This is a genomic window from Terriglobus albidus (assembly GCF_008000815.1).
GTDB classification, from domain to species: domain Bacteria; phylum Acidobacteriota; class Terriglobia; order Terriglobales; family Acidobacteriaceae; genus Terriglobus; species Terriglobus albidus_A.
The window spans coordinates 4,920,140-4,940,685 of sequence record NZ_CP042806.1 but is presented as its reverse complement, the minus strand read 5'-3'; the positions used below and the strand labels follow the sequence as shown (position 1 = coordinate 4,940,685).

Below are 20,546 nucleotides of genomic sequence, written 5' to 3'. Positions count from 1 at the left end.
GGGAGCCCATATAGAAAATCGGCTGCCGTAGCAGCCGATTTTCGGACAGATTCTGCGGTAGCTGCTTCTCGAAATACGCCCTAACCCTGGCACATTGCCGCGAACCGCATCCAGAGGTGAGTTTGTCCGAACGGAATCCGTGTCAGGTGCACCACGATGAGCGCCAGGGCCGGAATCCAGGTAGCGCGATGGATTCTTTTCAGCGTGATGAGGTCGTAGACCATGATGGCGGCGAGCAGTACGAAAAGCACGAGTGACTGCTTCAGACCGGTCAGGCTGGGCCATACCGTGTACGGAAAGCGGCCGACGGCGGCATCCAGAATGGCGATGGTTGCGATCATGATCAGCCGCTTGTGCGCCTGGGGCGTGCGGCGGGCCAGGTAGCTCCATCCGGCAAACCATGCGAAAAGTCCGGCACCTGTGACTGGAACAATAAAGAAGGTCAGCGGATCGAGACCTGAGCCGGGAGGAGACATGTTGCGCCGTAACGCGTCCAGAGCCGCAGCCATGGCGATGACGACCCAGCCCGCCGCCAGGCTGAAGCCCCACAGACCTACCGTCATGTGCAGTTTCACCTTGCGGGCGGAGACGAGGCCGATCTGGATAATCAGGGTAATCAACCACAATGTTGCCGCGATGGCGTGTACGTGAATGGTTGGGCTGGGAAGTTTGGCGTGGACCATGCCAGCGGCGTAGTAGGTTTTTGAGAATCCGAACCAAACCAGGAGAAGCATCAAGCCGCACAGCATGGGAAAGAAGATACGGTCCGGATGTACCGGCCGTTTTACAGCCACAGCAGTCGTTGCCATGAAGCATTTCTCCTGTAGGTGTCGTGTAGAGATTCGTTATCTATGGGCGTTTTCCGCAATGAAAACGCCGCTGCACTCCCCTTCCGGGCTACCCAGCAACAGGAGAAATGCTCTAGCATTCGTCCTTTGTGGATTTTGGGAATTTACCAAGCCCTTCCGGCAGGGCAGATTTACCATAAGCCTTGATGCCGTCCGACGCTACAACTTTTCCATTGCAGAAGGATTTCGTCCGTCTGGCGAAATCGCACACCCTGGTTCCGGTCTACCGCACGGTGACCGCCGATCTCGAGACTCCGGTTTCCGCCTTCCTGCGCATTGCCGCCGAGGAGCCGGAGGCATTTCTGCTGGAGTCCGTTGAAGGCGGCGAGCGCATTGGCCGCTACACCTTCATCGGCATTCAGCCGTATCGCCGCATGACCTCTCGCGGAACGTCGATTACCGTCACGGAAGGGAAGCGGACGCGGAACTTCACCGGCGATATCTTCGCAGAGCTGAAAGCGGCATTGACGGCACATAAACCGGCCAAGCTGCCGGGCCTGCCTCCATTTACCGCGGGGGCTGTGGGCTTCTTCAGCTATGACGTCGTTCGTCAGATCGAGCGCCTGCCGGAGCTCGCCACAGACGAGCTGCATGTGCCGGATGCCTGCCTGATGTTCTTCGATCAGGTGCTGGCTTTCGACCATGTGAAGAAGGCGATCCACCTGATTGTGACCGCGGACGTGACGAAAACCTCTCCGACGACAGCGTACAAGCGGTCTGAGAGCCGGCTGAATGCGCTGGAAAAACGCCTGCATACGTCACTGAAACGGACGCGGAAGCGGAAGAACGAGGCGAAGCTCGAGATCAAGCCGCGGACCCGCAAGGCTCAGTTCCTTAAGGCTGTGGAAAAGACGAAGGAATATATCGCCGCGGGCGACATATTCCAGTGTGTTCTGTCGCAACGCTTCGACGTCACCCCGGGTGTGGATGCCTTTGAGGTCTATCGTTCGCTGCGTATCGTCAATCCCAGCCCGTACATGTACTTTCTCCGTTTCCCGATGGACGGTGTTCCGGCGCATATCGTCGGCTCATCGCCGGAACTGCTGGTGCGCGTTCACGGATCGAAGGTGGAGTACCGTCCGATTGCAGGCACGCAGCCACGGGCGGAAGACCCGGCGGAGGATCTCGCGCTGGAGCTGCATATGCGCCAGGACCCGAAGGAGGTTGCTGAGCATGTCATGCTGGTTGACCTGGGCCGTAACGACGTGGGCCGCGTCTCCGAGTTCGGATCGGTCAAGGTGACGGATCTGATGTTTGTCGAGCGCTATTCGCATGTCATGCATATGGTCAGCTCGATCGAAGGTACCCTCCGTGATGGCCTCAACCCGATGGACGCCTTCCGTGCCTGCTTCCCCGCGGGCACTCTATCAGGTGCGCCGAAGATCCGCGCCATGGAGGTGATCGAGGAGTTGGAGCCGTCACGCCGTGGCGTATACGGCGGCAGTGTGCTGTATGCGGATTTCTCCGGAAATCTCGACTCCTGCATCGCGATCCGTACGTTGTTCATGCATGGCAAAGAGGGGCATATCCAGGCCGGCGCCGGCATTGTGGCCGATTCCGTGCCGGAGAAGGAGTTCCAGGAGAGCGTAAACAAGGCGCGCGCAGTGGTGCGGGCAATTGAGCGAGCCAGGACGCAATCCTAAGCAGCTAGAGGATTTTTCCTGTAGGTGTAGAGCAGGGCTTGTGCGTTTTCCTCAATGAAAACGCCGCTGCACGCTACTCCCGGAATACCCGGCAACAGGAAAAATGCGCTAAACGAGGTTCAAACAGAAAAAGCGCGCAGCATTCGCTGCGCGCTTTTCTTATCTGCTGAAACGCGATCAGTGCGGTGAATGACCGTTCGGTTTGCCGCCGCCTTCATCCCCGTTCGTGGCGGCCAGCGCCGTCTGGATGTTATTCCAGACATCTTCGGAAGGATCGATATCGCTGCCAGGATCAAGCAGCATGCGGGCCTGTTCTGCGATGTACTCCAGGTCGCGAACCAGAGCTGCACAAGTCGGGCAGGTGCTCAGGTGCGTCGCATAAACGGGATCGTCCGAGAGCCTGCCTCCCTTGGAGTTAGCAAAGAGCTCTGGGAGCTGTTCCTGGAACTCCGCGCAATCGATCGTGCGGATTGGTGTGGAATCGGACACTTAAGCAACCTCCTGCCGGGCAGCCATCTCATTCTGCTTAAGTAATTCGCGGAGCTTGAGGCGGGCCTTATGCAACTGGGATTTGGAATTGCCGGTAGAACACTCAAGCATGGCGGCAATCTCATTGTGCTCATAGCCTTCGATGTCATGCAACACGAAGACCAGACGATATCCCGGGGGAAGGGTAGCAATAGCGCGTTCGAGCGCGACGCGATCGACGGAGCCGGAAAGCTGGGGATCAGCGGTGCCGAAGTCACGCTTCGGTGCATCTTCTTCGCTGGGATTGATGGTCTCTTCAAGTGAGACGAGCTGTAGCCCCTTCTTGCGCAGATGCATCAGCACCAGATTGACGGTCAGACGGTGCAGCCAGGTCGAAAACGCGCTCTCCCCACGGAAGCTGCCGAGCTTGCGAAAGAGATGCAGAAACGCTTCCTGGGTCATGTCTTCGGCTTCAGAGACATTGCCGAGCATACGAAGGCACAGCGTGTAAACGCGCCGCTTGTGAAGCGCATAGAGTTTGGCAAATGCGTCGGGGTCACCGTTTTTGGCCCGCTCCAGGGCATCTGCCTCGCCGGCGATGGGCGGATTACGCTTAAACATGCCTGGCGTCGCGTTGGTCTGGGTCATCGTCCTGCCTTGAAGTTGCATAGGGTTGTTATGGCTTCGTGGAACCGGGTTACGTGCATAAAAGTCATGCGCCAGGACACCAATAGTACAGCATGGCGGTACGATTGGCTGAAAACAAACTGACGCCTTCGGTGGCTTACTTTGTTAGAGGCCACGATAGAAGTGTGAGTTGCCTGACGAAGACATCCGGCCTTCGGCGAAACGCAGCAAAACATTGAGCGATAAAGCTTTTTTCCTGTAGGCGTAGAGCAGGGCTTGTGCATCTATTGGCGTTTTTCTCAATGAAAATGCCGACGCACGCTCCTCCCGGGATACCCGGCTACAGGAAAAATGCTCTACGAGCCGATATAACGGGCGTAGAGAGTACGGGCCTGCACTGGATCGGTGGTGCCCTGAATCAGCGCGCGTCCATCGGGAAAGACCGTGATCGTAAACGGCGGGCGTTCAAATCGCAGCAGCAACTCGTTGGAACGGATCGTGCCGTGGGGCGCCAGGCGCGCCGCCAGCTCGGCGAAATCGACGGGCCGGTTGTGCTCGTGGATCTGGACGGAGTTCCGGCCACAGAGCGTGATGTGAGGACGAGCCTCACCGGCCAGGTGAACAAATTGCCGCTTACCGCAGACCTCACACTCGGAATCCGGCCTGGCCGAAGAGATTTCGCCGCGCTCATTGGTCCACAGATCGTAAGAGAGCAGGGTACGGCGCATGGCATTCAGATCGCCGGTGAGATATTTCAGGGTCTCGGTCACCTGCAGCGACGCAGCGAAGTTGACGGCGGTATTAAGAATGCCGGCGGTATCGCAGGTCTCGACCGTGCCTGAAGGCGGCTTGGGAAAGAGGCAGGCGAGGCACGCTGTCTGTCCCGGAAGAATGTTCATGCTGGCGGCATAGGAGCCGATAGCGGCCGCATAGATCCAGGGAACGGTCTGTTCGATGGAATAGTCGTTGATCAGATAGCGCGTCTCGAAGTTGTCGGTGGCATCCAGAACAATCTGCGCGCCGTTGAGAAGTTCATGAATATTGCCGGGGACGAGGTCCGCAATGTGTGCGTGAATGGCAATCTGGGAGTTAAAGGCTGCGATGCGCCGGCGGGCGGCCTCGGCCTTCGGTGTGGCATTGCGCGCGTCCTCTTCTTCAAAGAGGACCTGGCGCTGGAGGTTGGACTCTTCAACAAAGTCGCGGTCGATGAGTGTCAGAGTGCCCACTCCGGCGCGCGCCAGCAGGGCAGCGGCCGCCGCTCCGGTCGCGCCGCAGCCAACGATGGCTACGTGTGCGGCGGCGATCTTCTGCTGTCCTGCCTCGCCGATGGGCGCAAACAGGACCTGCCGGGAGTAGCGTTCGGCAACCGTCTCGGAAGTGGCTGAAAGGACAGACACGACAACCCTTAGTATAGGGAAAGTTCGCAGGTCTCTGTTGGTTGACATCCGGAGTGGCTGAAGCATCCAACCTGAGAACTGAGCGGACCGTAATAAAGCGTTCTGTGCGGGTGCTGAAGGGCCCTCGCACCGTCGCGTCGCAGGAAAGCCGGGAAGGGGTCGCAGGGCAGACGTGTTTGGGTGCAGGAGCAGATGGCCATCAAGACGAGGCGTGATCGCGTGCCTGCTGCTTGGGTGCGCGGTAAACCTGGCCCATTCCCAGGCGGTAGACCAGGCTTTTGTCTCTGCGGGGGGATCCGATCAGCAAACGACCACCACACCCACGCCCACAAGCGGTATCTGGAATCTGCGCGGACTGAAGGTCGACAAGATCGAATTCGAAGGCGTGACCCTGGAGCAGCAGCAGGGATTGGTGTCAGAGCTTCCTGTTCACGAAAATCAGGTGCTTGACCCGGCAAGTTTGCAGGAGATGACGCGCCGCCTGTATAGCTCGGGCCTTTATCGGGATATTGAACTCAGGGGCGTGCGGCATGGCGATTCGGTGACGTTGATCTTCTACGGAACGTCGCGCTACTTTGTCGGCCGGATCGATATTCTGGAAGTCAATAATGAACGCCTGACCAGCATTCTGGAGTATGCGTCGCAGTTGCAACCGGGCACACCTTTTCAAGAGGAGAAGGTCGCAGCGGGCGTGGACGGCATCAAGCAGTCGCTGCAGCAGAATGGCTACTACCAGCCCACGATCACGCCCGCGACCAAAGTCGATGAGGCGGGAAAGCAGGTAGACGTCTCCTATACGGTGCACATCGGACCGCAGGCGCGCGTCGGCCAGGTGGCGCTCTCAGGCGACCCGGGAATGACGCTTGTGGAGTTTCGGAAACGCGGCAAGCTGAAGGAAAAGACCAAGGTCAATCGCGACACAGTCTCGAACGCCTTCACGCGGCTTCGTAAGAACTATCAGAAGAAAGATCGCCTGGAGGCGACCATCGCTCTGGAAGAGTCGCAGTACAACGACCAGCGCAAGCAACTGGACTACAAGTTCAATGCCAACCAGGGTGCGATTGTGCGCGTTGTAACGGAAGGCGACAAGATTTCAAGCCGCCAGTTGAAAAAGCTGGTGCCGATTTATGAAGAGAGTGCCGTTGACAACGACCTGGTCAACGAAGGGGCCCACAACATTAAGGAAGCCTTGCAGCGGAAAGGGTTCTTTGACGTCGACGTAACGGCGTCGCGCAGCGGTGCGGGCACAGCGCAGGAGACGGTGACCTATACCATCCACAACAACCGGAAACACAAGGTTGTATCGGTAGACATCGCCGGGAATCAGTACTTCGATACCGACACTCTGAAAGAACGTATGCAGGTGGCTCGTGCGGACGCATATAACCGTGTAGGCCGCTACAGCCAGCAACTCCTGGCCGCCGATGTTGCCTCAATTCAGGCACTGTATCGCGCCAATGGTTTCAGCCATGCCGAAGTAAAGACCGACGTTAAAGATGTCGAGTCCGACAAGAAGAAGTCGGCCCAGATTCAGGTTCTTCTGACTGTGACAGAAGGGACGCAGCAGAAGTTTGGCGAGGTCGCTCTCAATGGCGCCAACCCGGCGCGCAGCACTGAGATTCGCGGTCTTTTGAATGCTCAGCAGGGCCAGCCGTATTCGTTGATTACGTTGTCGGGCGATCGCGACGCCGTTCTGGGGTATTACCTCAGCCACGGTTTTGACCAGGCCCGGGTAGAAGTGCACCAGTCGAAGGCCGACGGTGGCGACAGCGTGATGAATGTCTCGCTGGATGTCACCGAAGGCGAGCAGGTCTTTGTGAACAAAGTCCTTATCTCCGGAGCGTTGAAAACCCGGCCAGGTATCGTGCAGCGGCAAATTGAGCTCAAGCCGGACCAGCCGCTGGACCAGACAGCGTTGCTGGATACGCAGCGCAATCTCTATAACCTCGCGTTGTTCAGCGAAGTAAATACAGCGGTCCAGAATCCCGACGGCCATACCTCGCGCAAGAATGTGCTGGTGCAATTGAAAGAAGCAAAGCGTTGGGACGTGACGTATGGTTTCGGCTTTGAGGCGCAGACTGGAACACCGCAGACGAACTGCAATGCGCAGCAATCGCTGAATCCTGGTGCGGACTGTAAGCAGGAAGGGAAGGCGGGCGTGAGCCCACGCGTCAGCATCGACGTCACCCGTATCAACCTTCGCGGAACAGATCAATCGCTGTCGATGCATGTGACCTATGGCCTTCTGGAACAGATTGCGACGGCGACCTTCTCGCTGCCGCACTTCCGTAACAGGCGCAACCTGGATGCTGCGGTCTCCGGCGGCTACAGCAATGTCCGTAACATCTCGACCTATGCGTCCAAGCAGTTGCAGGGTTCCATGAAGCTGACGCAGCGGGTGAACCGCGCCGATACGTTGATCTATGACTTCACTTATCGTCGCGTGTCAGTGGATCAGGCGAGCCTGCAGATTGCTGCGAATCTGATTCCGCTGCTATCGCAGCCGGTGAAAGTGGGTGGCCCTGGAATTACGCTGCTGCACGATACGCGTCAACCATCGCCGCTGGACTCGACCAAGGGACTTTATCTCTCGGTGCAGAACTTCTTTTCCAACCATGTCTTCGGTTCGGATGTGGACTTCAACCGGACCGATATTACGAACTCCACCTATTATGCTTTCGGCAAGAAGAGCCGCTATGTCTTTGCCCGGAGCACCCGGTTCGGATTTATCGCAACGCTGGGCCAGAATCCTCAGCTTAACGGCAACACGGCGTGCACCTCGAAGCTGGTAACAGACCCGAGCTGCATTGCGGTGCCGCTGCCGGAGCGTTTATACGCCGGCGGTGCGACCTCGCATCGTGGCTTTCCTATCAACGGCGCAGGACCACGCGACCTGACGACGGGATTTCCGGTTGGTGGAAACGGCGTTTTTGTGAACAGCTTTGAGATGCGCTTGCCCGGGCCGGTATTGCCGCTGGTGAATGACAATCTTCAGGTGGTGTTGTTCCACGACATGGGCAATGCATTTATTAACGTGTCCGACATCTGGAAAAGCTTTGGCCGCTTCCATCAGCCGAATGAGCAGACCTGCAAGATCTTTACCGGGGTAACAACCGGTACCTGCGACTTCAACTATTTCTCTCATGCGATCGGCACGGGCGCCCGGTATAAGACTCCGGTCGGGCCGCTCCGCGTGGACTTCAGCTATAACCTGAATCCGCCGTTTTATCCGGTCGTGAACGACTATTCGAAGCCCTACCCGCAGGTGAACGGATTTGCGGGACGCGCAAGTCACTTCAATTTCTTCTTCAGTATTGGGCAGACCTTCTGATGATCACGCGTTTGCACAGGACGATTGCGGTACTGGCTCTGGCAGCTTCCATGAACGCCATGGCACAGCAGACTCCTGCGCCGGCAACACCGCCGAAGCAGGGAGAACTGCTGGACCGCGTCGTCGCCATCGTCAATAAGCAGCTCATCCTGGAGAGTGACGTCAATCAGGAGATGCGGTTTGCGGAGATTCAACCCTTCCGTATCGCTCGAGGTGGTACTCCCTACGAGCAGGCCATGAATCGCCTGATTGACCGTACGCTCGTCTATCAGCAGGCGCTGGAGCAGCAGCTTGAGCCGGTGACCGACGAAGAGGTCGACGCGGAGCTGGAGCAGTTAAAGAAGCAGCTCTCTGAGTGCCAGATCTATAAGTGCAGCGCGACGGAAAATGGCTGGAAGGAGTTTCTCTCGCAGTACGGCATCACCGAGCAGGAGATGCGCGAGCATTGGCGTCAACGCATGACAGTGCTGCATTTCATTGAGCAAAGATTCCGCTCCGGGGCGAGCATTACCGATGAGCAGATTTCGGAGTACTACGAGAAGACCCTTGTGCCCGAGGTAAAGGCGCGAGGTGGAACACCGCCGCCGCTGGAGCAGATCTCCTCACGTATCAGCGAGGTCCTGTTGCAGCAGCAGGTCTCCGCTATGCTGCAAGATTGGTTAAAGAGCCTGCGGGAACAGGGCAGCGTGCGCATCTTCAAGGATGGGGAGGTCGCGCCATGAGCGAGCTTCTTCCTCAGAATCAACAGTCCGAGCAGAACGTTCCCCTTCTCCCAGGCAATCCGCCGCGGCGTAAGGTCATGCGGATTGCGGCATGGATCTTTGCCGGAACCGGCGCATTGTTGCTATTGCTGACGGCTCTGCTGACCCTGTACACCCACACTCAGGACTTCCAACAACGCGCGGCGAGGCAGGTGGTGTCGATTCTGGAAGAGGCCACTGGTGGCCGTGTGGAGATTCGCGCGATTCACTTCAACCTGTGGCATCTGGCGGCCGAGGTGGATGGACTGATCATTCACGGCACTGAGGCACAAGGGGAGGCTCCGTACATATCCGTGGACCGCATTCTGGTGCGGATCACCATCGGCAATCTGCTGCAGCGCGCGGCAGGCGGCCTGATGTCGAAGGTCCATCTGAGCCTGTTGCGTGTCGAGCATCCTCAGTTTCACCTGATCGTCAACGCCGACGGCAGTACGAATCAGCCAGTCCCAAAGAAGAAGACCACAAGTTCGACCCCAATCCAGGACACGCTGCTGGACCTCAAGGCTGCCAAAGCCGAGGTCGTGGATGGAGTCGTTCTGATGAATGACAAGCCAATCCCATTCGAGATGGCTGCGCGTCAGCTTGGCGTAAATGTGCGTTATCTCTCGTCGTCGGATCGTTATGGCATTTCAGTCGCGCTCAACGATCTAACGACGAAGATGCAGCAGATGCCTGAGGCGAAGTCGCACATGACCGCCGAGATTGAGCTGGGCCGCTCGATGGTGGCACTGAAGAGTCTGCACCTGGCGACCGGCGAGAGCTCGAAGCTGGACCTAACGGCGCAGCTCGAACACTTCGACAATCCGGTATGGGAGGCAACGGCCAAAGGCAATCTGGAGATCAAGCAGATCTCGGTGTTGAGCGGTTTTCCAGGCCTGAATGCAGGGAACGTCACACTGGACATGACAGCTCATAGCTGTGCGGTTGCGCCCCAGGAGGCACAGAAGCAGCCGCATTTCTGGCAGAGACGTCACCCGGCTCAAAGCCCGGCGAACGTGAAGGCACTGCCGCCGGATCCGGATTGCCAGAAAGGCTATCTGGTGGCCGGGACCGTCAAGGCGCGTGGAGCAGGCTATACGGATCAGTTTGTCCGTGTGCACGGTGTCGACCTCGATACGAAACTGCACGTGACGCCGACCGAGCTGCTGCTGAATGCGATGTTGATCGATCTGTCGGATGGTGGCCATATCGCCGGCGATATGCGAATCAATAATTGGCTGGGGCAGATTCCCGAAGATACAGCTCAGAAATCGCCCACGGTTGCCGCTGGTCAGCAGACGGCGAATACGACGGCGAAGGCACTGAACTCGAAGCCGCCGGCAGAAGGGAACCGCATGCTGCCAAAGGTCGTGCGGTCGCATGCCTACGTCGATGTCACCTTGACGCGCGTCAGCCTGCGCGCCATTGAAGAGATTACACAGCCCCGCGGCTTCAGCGACCTTGGCCTGGATGTGGCGGTAACAGGACCGGCGAAAGCGGAATGGGGCGGAGACTTCGCTCATATCGAAGACTCTGTGATTGTGAACGCGAACCTGAAGCTGTCCCCGACTGGACGGCAGATTCCGGGAAGACAGAATGTTCCGGTCTCAGGCTCTGTCGTTGCTGAGTATCGCGGACAGGGAGAGATCGTAAACATCCAGCAGCTCACGGCAAAAACTCCCTATACGACGCTGGAGGCGAATGGCGTGCTGGGTGTCGATAAAGGAGACGCCGCCACGGCTCTGCGCACCACTGTCGTGATGGGGAACCTCGCCGAGTTGGATTCGGTGCTGACGGCCATCGGTTATGACCCACAGGAGAAGCGTGGCGCCAGCGCGCTGCCCATCGACTTACAGGGAGCCGCGACCTTCCACGGCACGGCTTCGGGTCCGATGGCCTCGCTGGATATCAAAGGGCATCTGGAAGCGACCGGATTAGAGGCGAAGGTAGCTCCGGACTCAACGCTGCTTGTCGATTCCCTCGTCGCGGATGCGGAATACACACCACAGGGGCTGGCGATTGCGAGCTCGACGCTGAAACGCGGACACTCGTTGCTGCATGCTCATGGCTCTGTGAAGGCACACCATATCCAGGGGCGTCGAGGTGTTTCGTCCTACGAGTGGGACAAAGATTCGGTTGTGGATGCCGATGTGCAATTGGCCGATGCGGATGTCGTGGAAGCATTGCAGATGGCCGGACAGTCCAATCTGCCGGTAACCGGGACCTTGAACGTGAACGGCCATCTGGCCGGCACCATTGGAAACCTGAACGGCAAAGGTACGGTAGCGTTGCGCGATGGTGTGGCCTACGATGAGCCGTTCCAGTTGGTGCAGACGAACCTGAGCGTCCACGGACACACGATCGATGGCGAAAACCTGTTGATCCGAGCTCACAACGTACAGGTGCTGAGCGGAGACGCCGGCTATGACATCGATAACAAACAGGTGCATGCGCATGTGCAGGCGCGCGACCTGCGGCTCTCCGGCTTTGAGAACGTGAAGAAGCGGCACCTTCCGGTCGATGGGGTTTTGGCTGCGACCCTGGATGCGAAGGGAACACTGGATCAACCGAACCTCCAGGCGAACCTGCGCGTGACCAACGTTACGTTAGACGGTTCGCCGGTGGGTGAGTTGACGGCAGATGCACATAGCCAGGGTTCAACGGTCTATCTGAAGGGGCAATCGACGCTGCTGCATGCCGCGATGAATGTGGACGCTCGGGCGCAGCTCACGGGGAACTACGACTCAGAGGGCAAGCTGGAGTTCAGCAATCTCAACATCGAGAACGTCCTGAAGGTGCTGAATAATGCGAAACTCAAGGCCACCTCGAATCTTGCCGGCTCAGTAGACTTCTCCGGCCCTCTGAAGACGCCGGAGCAGTTGCGCGGTACCGCGGAGATCCGCAATGTCGATGTGACGGTAGCGGGACTGGCATTCAAGACCGAAGCTCCGATGCGGGCATCTCTGGAGAATGGAACGGTACGACTGCAGCCCGTTCACATTACGGGATCGGAGACAGACGTGCGCGTCGAAGGGACGGCGCAGGTACTGGGCGTGACAGACCCGAAGGGCGGCCGTCTCGATGTGAAGGCAAGCGGGACGGCGGATCTGGCCGTGCTGCACACCGTACAGCCGAGTATTCTTGCGGGCGGCGGAATCACGTTTACCGTTGCTGCTTCGGGAACCACGCAGACTCCCGTACTGGCCGGCCGGGTCGAGATGAAGAACGCCAACCTGGCGTACGAAGATATCCCAAATGGCCTGAGTAATATCAACGGCACCCTGGTTTTCAACCGGGATCGGCTGGAAGTGCAGTCGCTGACGGCGACCACAGGTGGTGGACAGTTGCGGCTGGGTGGATTCATGACCTACCGGAACGGCTTCTACGCTGACCTGACCGCGACGACGAATGCAGCACGCGTTCGTCTCTACGGCGTCAGCACGACGGCGAATACCAGCCTGCATCTGATCGGCAACAGCAACTCGATGCAGTTGAGCGGTGATGTACTGATTACGCGTTTCGGCCTCAGCGAAGAGTTTGACTTTGCGCAGTTTGCCGGCAGTGGTGGCGTGTCGGCTCCGCCGGATCCTGACGCCATGACCAACAAGGTGCACCTCAATATCCGGGTGACCTCATCGCCGCAGCTTGATTTCCAGAACTCGTACGCCAAGCTTGCCGGTAAGGTAGACCTGCGCGTCGTGGGCACGCTGGCCGTTCCTTCCGTGCTGGGACGCGTGTCGATTACCGATGGCAGTGCAAGCTTCGCAGGTGTGCAGTACCAGTTGCAGCGCGGCGATGTCTACTTCAATAACCCGGTGCGAATCGATCCTGTCATCGATCTGGATGCGACGGCGCGCGTCAGCAACTACGACATCACCATCGGCCTGCACGGTACATCGACCAGCCTGAAACCGACCTATCGCTCGGAACCGCCACTCAGCGAGGCGGATATCTTCGCCCTGTTGGCTCTGGGACGGACCCAGGAACAGGCCCAGATCTACCAGGAGCAGCAACTGCGGAGCGGAACTGATCCGACGACCTCGGCACTGCTCGGAAGCGCACTGAATGCGACCGTCAGCAACAGGGTATCGAAGCTGTTTGGTGGAGCGGGAAGCGTGAAGATTGACCCCTCCTACACCGGTGCTGTGGGTAACTCGTCGGCCCGCATCACGATTGAAGAGCAGCTATCGCGACAGTTGACGGTGGTCTTTGCCACGAACGTGAACTCGTCCGCACGGCAGTTAATCCAGCTTCAATATCAGGTGAACCGTAATAATGCGATCGTCGCCACCCGCGATGAAAACGGTGTTTTCAGCATCGTTTACAAGATCCGGCAGCGCTACAAGTAATATAAGTACATCTATTTACAGGAACCCGGCTTCTAACAAAATATGAGTACGTCAGCGTTGTTGAAGAGGATGCGGTTTACGAACGTTGTCAGCGCCCTTGGATTAGCGCTGGCGGTAGCGATGGGCATTGCCGGAATCACCGCGCATGCGCAGGGCAAGAAAGAGTCTGCCAGCGGCGCCAACGATACCCAGATTCTTCAGGATCTAAAGGAAAAGCTCAGCAGCAAACGGTTCGGCGGAGTGAAGCCCGACGTGAACCGTGGTGTGGTCACCCTGAGCGGTACGGTGGACCTCTACAGCGCCAAGGCCGATGCGGACAACCGTGCTCATCATGTGAAAAATGTGCTGGCTGTGCGCAACATGATTGATGTTGCCAGCAGCAGCGAGCTGACTGATGTGCAGTTGCGCGACAAGCTGGCAGAGAAGCTCTCATACGATCGAGTCGGCTATGGCACCACCGCATTTAATTCCTTCACCATCGGTGTGCAGGATGGCGTAGTGACTCTCGGCGGAGTCGCGTATGGCCCGATGGACCGCGATTCTGCGGTGAGCCTGGTATCGAACTATCCGGGCGTGAAAGATGTCGTGGACAACATCGAGGTCGCGCCCCTTTCGCCGAACGACGATCGTATCCGAATGGCTGTGGCGCGAGCGGTGTACGGCTTCCCATCGCTGAATAAGTACTCCATTGACCCGGCTAAACCGATCCGCATTGTCGTGGTGAACGGCAATGTAACGTTGGCGGGTGTCGTGGATACACAGGCGGACAAGGATACGGCGGGGATCCGCGCCAATGGGGTGGCTGGGGTCTTCAAGGTGACCAACGACCTGCAGGTCGCGGGTGCGGCGAGTCAGGAACAACGATAGAAATATCGGCCGGACAAACTACAATAAAGGCGTGCAGGGAATCTGGCGTAATACGGCAGTCACACTTGAGATGATCAAGTGGGAACACTCCATCTTTGCGCTGCCTTTTGCGCTGACGGCGTCTGTGCTGGCCGCAGGCGGCATTCCGCCGCTGGCGAAGCTCGGATGGATTGTCGTGTGCATGGTGGCGGCGCGCTCCGCGGCAATGGCGTTTAACCGCCTGGTGGATGCCGAGATCGACAGCAAGAACCCGCGCACGGCAATGCGCGCTATTCCTGCCGGTCTGTTGAGTGCGAAGTTTGTGGCCGGGTTCGTGATTGTGAGCTGCGCGTTGTTTCTGCTCGGCGCCGCAATGTTGAACCGCCTGACCCTCCTGCTCTCACCGATTGCGCTTGGCGTGGTGCTCTCGTACAGCTATATGAAGCGCGTCACCCGGTGGAGTCATCTCGTTCTGGGCCTCGCGTTAGGCATCGCGCCGTCGGCTGCCTGGATCGCAGTCCGCGGATCGTTAGACCCGCGGATCATTGTGTTGACGGGCGCTGTACTGCTATGGGTAGGCGGCTTTGATGTGCTGTATGCCTGCCAGGACTTCGACCACGACCGCCGTGTCGGGCTGCATTCGGTGCCCTCAGCGTTCGGTGTAGAGGGCGCCTTCTGGATCGCCCGCATCATGCACGTTGGCATGCTCGGTCTGCTGGTGTGGCTGGGAACACTGTTCTCGTTCGGTCCGGTAGCCTGGGTGGGTATCGGCGTAGTGGCCCTGCTGCTGGGTTATGAGCACGCGATTATCTCGCCGACGGATATGCGCCGCATGAACGCGGCCTTCTTTACCTTGAATGGCATTATCGCGGTGTTGTTTATGAGCTTTGTGGTTGCGGATGTGCTGCGGCGGTAGTCAAGGCATGCCGGCCTGTTCCAATTTTGTCATTTCTCCGCTTCGCGGCGAAATGGCAAAGGTTGGCGAGATCGCGTTCCCAATCCTATGGCTGGCGCAAAAATAACGACCCGGCACAAGGCTGGGTCGAAGGGGAGTTGGTATTACTTCTCGTCTTTAAGCTGAGCGGCGAATGTCAAGCTGAGCGGCGAATGTCGTCGCGGCGCTCACGCTGTTCGTCTTTGATCTCGTCGAGTTTCTGGTTCACTTTGTCTTTGGCATTTTCGGCTGCGTTGGTGATCTTGTCGCGCATGCTGGTTGCGTGGGTCTGTGCCTGTTCGCGGCGGACATCGGCCTCAGTACGCGCGGTCTGGCGAACCTCCTTGGCCGTGTCTTTGGCGTTGCCCCAGGCTTCCTTGGCGTGGCCCTTGAGCTGGTCGGCGACACCGGAGTTGGCAAGACGCTCATTGCCGATGGCTTCCCCGACACCTTCCTTGACCTTGCCCACTGCCTGATCGATTTTTCCGCTTATGTTGCTCTTGTTCATAATGAAAACTCCATTGGGTTGGTCGTGCGTTCTGGTAGGGAGGCGCAACCCGCTGCTAGAGCGGATTGCGTCCCTGAATCAGACGGATGAGCAGCGCGGCTACGGCCAGAAAAAGCAGCAGATGGATCCATCCACCGAGCGTGTAAGTACTGACCATGCCGAGCAGCCAGAGAGCGAACAACACAATCGTCAAGAAGAGCAGCATTTCTTTCTTACTCCTTCTTCCGGCTTACGCGAATGCGTTCCGCAGAGTAGTGTGAAGTCAAAGCGCTGAGCGTCGGCCGGCAAGCAGGTTGAAGATCAGCGAGATAACCGCGAGGATCAGCAGTATGTGAATCCAACCGCCCAGCGTATAGCTGGAAACCAGACCGACGAGCCACGCAACGAGAAGAATGACGGTAATTGTCCAGAGCATTGGAAGTCCCTCCTGGATGAAATGCCCCGCACACGGGGCCGGGGAAACTTGTGTGACGGCAGGCGTCACGTCAGAGTAAGTTGCCAGATAGACTTTGAACGTTGCCAGAAATTACAGGGGAATTTCTCCTGAGCCATAGTGAGCAGAAATGGAAAAGGTTGCTTTGCGAGTTGCAATTCAGGGTGAGCGTGGATCGAACAGCCACGCTGCAGCAATGAAAATGTTGGGCGAAGGCGTAACTATCGTGCCTTGTGCTCTTTCCGTGGAGGTGGTGGAACGCCTGGCGGCGGGGGATGGTGTCGATGTGGCGGTGCTGCCGATCGAGAACACGCTGCACGGCTCTGTGGCGGAACACTACGACCTGCTCTTCAACCACGACCTTCGCATCGAAGGCGAGCTGCTGCTGCGCATCCTGCACAATCTGATGGTGATGCCCGGCGTCACGCTGAGTGAGGTGAAACGGGTGCTCTCGCATCCAGTGGCGTTGAGCCAGTGCCGTCGCTGGCTGGCAGCCCATCGTGAGCTCGACGCGGTTCCGTTTTACGACACTGCGGGCAGTGTGAAACACATGATGGCGAAAGGCGATCGCACCACCGCCGCCATCGCCAGCGCTCCTGCGGCGCCGGAGTATGGGGCAGAGATCCTCGAGGCAGGCGTCGAGGACAACCCCGAGAACTACACCCGCTTTCTTCTGCTGAAACGAAAGGCGGATGCAGTCAACATTCCGCAGGCGAACAAGCTTTCCCTGGCTTTTTCGGTGGCGCATCGTCCGGGAACACTGGTGCAGGCGCTGCACGGGCTGGCAGAGGCCGGTGTGGACCTGACGAAGATTGAGTCAAGGCCGGTGCCTGGGAAGCCCTGGGAGTACCTGTTTTATGTGGACTTCCGCTTTACCGGAGAACAGCAGGCGGAACAGGCAGTCGCCAGCCTGGCAAAGAGCTGCGACCTGGTGCGCGAGATGGGTCGGTACGTGGCGGCAAGTTAGTTCTCCGTCGGCATCTCCACGTGATCGATGACGAGGACCTCCACCGGGCCCCTACGCTTTTCGAGCTTCAGGCCGAGCTGTTCCTGAATGGCGGTGAAGATCGAGGGAGGGGGATCGGGAATCGGTTGCCCGTTCAGCTTCATTGGGCCCTCCGGAGGCGTGAAGTTGATTTCCATGTCATATCTTCCGGTGATACCGCTGGCGTCGACGACCGGTTCATTGAGCCGCTGGGCAATTACCCCTGCAAGCTGTTCCAGCGTCGCGCCCTCGGCCCGGAGCTTGCCGTATCCAACGTCAAATCGCAGGCCGTCTTTCTGTGCGGGCTTGAGCTTTGAGCCGTCTTTGGCCGGTATGAGCGCGTAACTCATCATCTCCCGGTTCTCGCGATGACACATGAGATGAAAACGCTCAGAGAGCAGGGTCTGCAGCATCTCGGGTTTCTGTGTCCGTCGAAGGAAGGTTGTTTGGGCTTCGAACCGTGTTTCCGCCTCTTCGTCCAGCTTGGCGTCGATATCGAAAGTCATGCCGCTCACGCTGTCTAGTGCGCCTACGATCTGCGTTTGCGGCATTCCGTAGGCAAATTCCAGCAGGCCCTTCATGGAGACATTCTGGGTCTTGAAGTTGCCATTCTCGGAGGAGCTCCATATATGGGATCTACCGTCGCCAATGCTCTTGTTCTGCTTCACCGAGGCGACGTCAAAGGCAGGCGGTTTGGGCTGGGTTTGCGTGGGCGTCTGAGCCGGGAGTAGGGTGCCTGCCGCCGCCAGAAATGCAACGAAGAAGCTCCGGATGTTGCTCATGCCGGGAACTTTAGCAGAGTTTCCGCTCAGTGGATCACCTGTCCAGCCGATAAGTCATCCAACGGAAGGTGGGCCGGTTTGCGACCAAACCAGTTCTGCGGCATCTGATATGAGAAGATTTGATAGAGGTTCACTCACATGGGCGATTTTGTAAGCGTTATCCGGCCCAACGCCGGGGAAAAGAAGGAAGAGTCGCAGAGCAAACGGGTAGTGCCGGTGTTACCGGTGCGGGATACCGTTTTGTTTCCGCACGCCGTCCTTCCTCTGACTGTGGGGCGGGAGAGCTCGATCCAATTGATTCAATCACTTGGCGAGGAAAAGACAATTGTTGTGGTCGCCCAGAGGGATGCTCGCAACGACACCCCTCAGCCGAGTGATTTGTTCGAAACCGGCACCTTGGCGACCATACATAAAGTTGTCAAAATGCCGAATCAAAGCCTGTTTGTCTTTACGGAAGGCAATGAGCGTGTGCGTCTGGGCAAGTTCAGCCAGTTGCAGCCGTTCATGATGGCTGAGGTGGAAAGTTTGCCCGAGCCGGAGCCGGAGAAGACGTCCGAGCTCGAGGCCATGCAGCGCAATGTTGTCAGCCAGTTCCAGCAGGTTGTGCAGGCGTCGCCGACACTCTCCGACGACTTGCAGACCATCGCGCTGAATATTGACGACTCGGGCCGTCTTGCCGACTTTGTCGGCAGTTCGCTGCCCTTCCTGACGACGCAGGACAAGCAGGAGTTACTGGAGACCAACGACATCGGCGAACGCCTGGAGCGGCTGAATAAGCACCTGGTGAAAGAGGCTGAGGTTCAGGCTCTACGCAATAAGATTCAGAGCGAAGTGCAGGACTCCGTCCAGCAGAGCCAGCGTGAGTACTATCTGCGCGAGCAGATGAAGGCGATCCAGAAAGAGCTGGGCGACGCCGACGACACACAGAAGGATATCCAGGAGCTGAAGGAGAAGATCGAAGCTGCCGGAATGCCGGAAGAGGTGAAGAAGGACGCCCTGAAGGAGCTTGGCCGCCTGCAGCGGATGAGCCCGATGGCCGCGGACTATTCCTTGACCCGCAACTACGTCGAGTGGCTGGCGGTGCTTCCATGGGCCAAAACCTCCGGCGGAGAGGTGGATATCAAGAAGGCCGAGGGGATTCTGAACGAGGATCACTACGGCCTGAAGAAGGTGAAAGAGCGCATTCTCGATTACCTTGCGGTGCGCCGGTTGAAGCCCGATATGAAGGGGCCGATCCTGTGCTTCGTCGGACCTCCGGGCGTGGGTAAGACCTCGCTTGGGCGCTCGATCGCTAAGGCTCTGGGACGGAAGTTCTCGCGCATCTCGCTCGGCGGCATGCACGACGAGGCGGAGATCCGCGGACACCGCCGGACGTATATCGGTGCCCTTCCGGGACAGATTATTCAGCATTTGAAGCGGGTTGAGGTAAAGGATCCGGTCTTTATGCTCGATGAGATCGATAAGCTTGGTCGCGACTTCCGCGGCGACCCGGCGAGTGCACTGCTCGAGACGCTTGATCCGGAACAAAACAACACGTTCCGGGACAACTATCTCGATCAGCCGTTCGACTTGAGCAAGGTCCTGTTTATCGCAACTGCTAACCAGCTCGATACGATTCCAGGGCCCTTGCTCGACCGTATGGAGATCATCGAACTCACCGGTTATACCGAGGAGGAGAAGGTCAACATCGCACAGCGCTACCTGATTCCTCGCCAGGCGAAGGAGAACGGACTAGAGGAAGGACAGTTGGAAATTCCTACCGAGTCCGTAGCGATTGTGGCGCGGCACTATACGCGTGAGGCGGGTGTCCGCCGCCTCGAACAGCTTGTCGGCACCATTGCCCGCAAAACAGCGCGCAAGATCGCCGAAGGCAGTGCGGAGAAGGTTGTGGTGACACCGGAAGTCGTACAGGATTTCCTGGGCGGCTACAAGGTCAGGGTCGACACCGAGATCGCCGAGCGCACCAAGCGCGCCGGTGTGGCGGTAGGTCTGGCCTGGACACCGGTGGGCGGTGACATACTCTTCATCGAGGCGAACAAGATGAAGGGTAAGGGGCACTTCCACATCACCGGCCAGATCGGCGACGTGATGAAGGAGAGTATGCAGGCGGCAATGACCTGGGTGCGCTCGAACGCAGTGTCGCTGGGCTTGGATGAGGATGTGCTGAAGGATATCGATGTCCATCTGCACGTGCCGGCAGGCGCCATCCCGAAGGATGGCCCCTCCGCCGGTGTAACGATGGCGACGGCGATCGTGAGCCTGCTGACGGATAAACCAGTCCGTCCGCTGCTGGCGATGACCGGCGAAATTACGCTGAGCGGCAATGTGCTGCCGGTTGGCGGAATCAAGGAGAAGTTCCTCGCGGCCAAACGGGCCGGAGTGAAGGACGTGATTCTGCCGGTGGATGTGAAGACCAACGTCGACGAGGACCTGACCAAGGACCAGACTGACGGTATGACCATCCACTACGCGCGGCGCATCGAAGATGTCCTCGCGATTGCGCTTCCTTCAAACCGGAAGGAGGCGCAGATCGATGAGGCTCTACGCGAGGCTGTGGTCGCCCAGGATGGGGCGCTGACGGCGTAATCCATCGCAGATTCAAAGGGCGGCTTCCTGCGGGGAGCCGCCCTTTTTGCGTTTGGGTATCATCGCTGC

16 protein-coding genes are annotated in these 20,546 nt (G+C 58.3%); 8 read left to right on the top strand and 8 right to left on the bottom strand.

All coding sequences use genetic code 11. From position 1 onward, the window contains the following. Positions 1 to 80: 80 nt before the first annotated feature. Positions 81 to 809 carry a hypothetical protein gene (locus tag FTW19_RS19700; RefSeq protein ID WP_147649276.1) on the bottom strand — a complete coding sequence of 243 codons (729 nt, stop codon included), beginning with the start codon at positions 807 to 809 and terminating at the stop codon, positions 81 to 83. 185 nt (positions 810 to 994) lie between these two features. On the opposite strand from FTW19_RS19700, the gene trpE reads away from it, so the two are divergent. Further along, the gene (trpE, locus tag FTW19_RS19695) at positions 995 to 2,491 is read left to right on the top strand and encodes an anthranilate synthase component I (RefSeq protein WP_147649275.1); all 1,497 of its coding nucleotides are present in this window, start codon (positions 995 to 997) and stop codon (positions 2,489 to 2,491) included. A gap of 177 nt (positions 2,492 to 2,668) precedes the next feature. On the opposite strand, the gene FTW19_RS19690 is transcribed toward trpE, so the two are convergent. From FTW19_RS19690 to FTW19_RS19680, 3 genes are all read right to left on the bottom strand, one after another. Further along, on the bottom strand, positions 2,669 to 2,980 hold the full coding sequence (locus tag FTW19_RS19690) for a hypothetical protein (RefSeq protein ID WP_246153409.1): 312 nt from the start codon (positions 2,978 to 2,980) through the stop codon (positions 2,669 to 2,671). Continuing rightward, the gene (locus tag FTW19_RS19685) at positions 2,981 to 3,628 is read right to left on the bottom strand and encodes an RNA polymerase sigma factor (protein WP_147649274.1); all 648 of its coding nucleotides are present in this window, start codon (positions 3,626 to 3,628) and stop codon (positions 2,981 to 2,983) included. A gap of 314 nt (positions 3,629 to 3,942) precedes the next feature. Further along, complete coding sequence (locus FTW19_RS19680) at positions 3,943 to 4,983, bottom strand: ThiF family adenylyltransferase (RefSeq protein ID WP_246153408.1); 1,041 nt, start codon at positions 4,981 to 4,983, stop codon at positions 3,943 to 3,945. Positions 4,984 to 5,194: 211 nt separating this feature from the next. On the opposite strand from FTW19_RS19680, the gene FTW19_RS19675 reads away from it, so the two are divergent. From FTW19_RS19675 to FTW19_RS19655, 5 genes are all read left to right on the top strand, one after another. Continuing rightward, positions 5,195 to 8,314: an outer membrane protein assembly factor gene (locus FTW19_RS19675; RefSeq protein WP_246153407.1), complete on the top strand. Its 3,120-nt coding sequence runs from the start codon at positions 5,195 to 5,197 to the stop codon at positions 8,312 to 8,314. Beyond that, positions 8,314 to 9,036: a SurA N-terminal domain-containing protein gene (locus tag FTW19_RS19670; protein WP_147649272.1), complete on the top strand. Its 723-nt coding sequence runs from the start codon at positions 8,314 to 8,316 to the stop codon at positions 9,034 to 9,036. Before FTW19_RS19675 ends, FTW19_RS19670 begins: the two co-directional genes overlap by 1 nt. Beyond that, a complete protein-coding gene (locus tag FTW19_RS19665; protein WP_147649271.1) occupies positions 9,033 to 13,403 on the top strand; it encodes a translocation/assembly module TamB domain-containing protein in 4,371 nt (1,456 codons plus the stop codon). Before FTW19_RS19670 ends, FTW19_RS19665 begins: the two co-directional genes overlap by 4 nt. Before the next feature lie 69 nt (positions 13,404 to 13,472). After that, entirely contained in the window at positions 13,473 to 14,270 is a 798-nt protein-coding gene (locus tag FTW19_RS19660) for a BON domain-containing protein (protein WP_147649270.1), read from the top strand. A gap of 70 nt (positions 14,271 to 14,340) precedes the next feature. Continuing rightward, entirely contained in the window at positions 14,341 to 15,165 is an 825-nt protein-coding gene (locus tag FTW19_RS19655) for a UbiA-like polyprenyltransferase (protein WP_147650753.1), read from the top strand. A gap of 175 nt (positions 15,166 to 15,340) precedes the next feature. Here FTW19_RS19655 and FTW19_RS19650 read toward each other — a convergent pair whose 3' ends face one another. The 3 genes from FTW19_RS19650 to FTW19_RS19640 are packed head-to-tail and all read right to left on the bottom strand — an operon-like array spanning position 15,341 to position 16,106. After that, positions 15,341 to 15,691: a CsbD family protein gene (locus FTW19_RS19650; protein ID WP_147649269.1), complete on the bottom strand. Its 351-nt coding sequence runs from the start codon at positions 15,689 to 15,691 to the stop codon at positions 15,341 to 15,343. A gap of 55 nt (positions 15,692 to 15,746) precedes the next feature. Beyond that, the gene (locus FTW19_RS19645; protein ID WP_147649268.1) at positions 15,747 to 15,896 is read right to left on the bottom strand and encodes a lmo0937 family membrane protein; all 150 of its coding nucleotides are present in this window, start codon (positions 15,894 to 15,896) and stop codon (positions 15,747 to 15,749) included. Positions 15,897 to 15,953: 57 nt separating this feature from the next. Further along, on the bottom strand, positions 15,954 to 16,106 hold the full coding sequence (locus FTW19_RS19640; protein WP_147649267.1) for a lmo0937 family membrane protein: 153 nt from the start codon (positions 16,104 to 16,106) through the stop codon (positions 15,954 to 15,956). Positions 16,107 to 16,254: 148 nt separating this feature from the next. On the opposite strand from FTW19_RS19640, the gene FTW19_RS19635 reads away from it, so the two are divergent. Further along, on the top strand, positions 16,255 to 17,091 hold the full coding sequence (locus FTW19_RS19635) for a prephenate dehydratase (protein ID WP_147649266.1): 837 nt from the start codon (positions 16,255 to 16,257) through the stop codon (positions 17,089 to 17,091). Here FTW19_RS19635 and FTW19_RS19630 read toward each other — a convergent pair. Further along, a complete protein-coding gene (locus FTW19_RS19630; protein ID WP_147649265.1) occupies positions 17,088 to 17,891 on the bottom strand; it encodes a TIGR03435 family protein in 804 nt (267 codons plus the stop codon). The genes FTW19_RS19635 and FTW19_RS19630 overlap by 4 nt on opposite strands. Before the next feature lie 138 nt (positions 17,892 to 18,029). Between FTW19_RS19630 and lon the strand changes: the two genes are divergently transcribed. Beyond that, complete coding sequence (gene lon, locus FTW19_RS19625; RefSeq protein ID WP_147649264.1) at positions 18,030 to 20,477, top strand: endopeptidase La; 2,448 nt, start codon at positions 18,030 to 18,032, stop codon at positions 20,475 to 20,477. Positions 20,478 to 20,546: the final 69 nt, after the last annotated feature.

Coding starts and splice junctions, on each gene's coding strand:
- FTW19_RS19700 (WP_147649276.1), bottom strand. CDS start 809: ATGGCAACGACTGCTGTGGCTGTAAAACGGCCGGTACATCCGGACCGT.
- trpE (WP_147649275.1), top strand. CDS start 995: ATGCCGTCCGACGCTACAACTTTTCCATTGCAGAAGGATTTCGTCCGT.
- FTW19_RS19685 (WP_147649274.1), bottom strand. CDS start 3,628: ATGCAACTTCAAGGCAGGACGATGACCCAGACCAACGCGACGCCAGGC.
- FTW19_RS19670 (WP_147649272.1), top strand. CDS start 8,314: ATGATCACGCGTTTGCACAGGACGATTGCGGTACTGGCTCTGGCAGCT.
- FTW19_RS19665 (WP_147649271.1), top strand. CDS start 9,033: ATGAGCGAGCTTCTTCCTCAGAATCAACAGTCCGAGCAGAACGTTCCC.
- FTW19_RS19660 (WP_147649270.1), top strand. CDS start 13,473: ATGCGGTTTACGAACGTTGTCAGCGCCCTTGGATTAGCGCTGGCGGTA.
- FTW19_RS19655 (WP_147650753.1), top strand. CDS start 14,341: ATGATCAAGTGGGAACACTCCATCTTTGCGCTGCCTTTTGCGCTGACG.
- FTW19_RS19650 (WP_147649269.1), bottom strand. CDS start 15,691: ATGAACAAGAGCAACATAAGCGGAAAAATCGATCAGGCAGTGGGCAAG.
- FTW19_RS19645 (WP_147649268.1), bottom strand. CDS start 15,896: ATGCTGCTCTTCTTGACGATTGTGTTGTTCGCTCTCTGGCTGCTCGGC.
- FTW19_RS19640 (WP_147649267.1), bottom strand. CDS start 16,106: ATGCTCTGGACAATTACCGTCATTCTTCTCGTTGCGTGGCTCGTCGGT.
- FTW19_RS19635 (WP_147649266.1), top strand. CDS start 16,255: ATGGAAAAGGTTGCTTTGCGAGTTGCAATTCAGGGTGAGCGTGGATCG.
- FTW19_RS19630 (WP_147649265.1), bottom strand. CDS start 17,891: ATGAGCAACATCCGGAGCTTCTTCGTTGCATTTCTGGCGGCGGCAGGC.
- lon (WP_147649264.1), top strand. CDS start 18,030: ATGGGCGATTTTGTAAGCGTTATCCGGCCCAACGCCGGGGAAAAGAAG.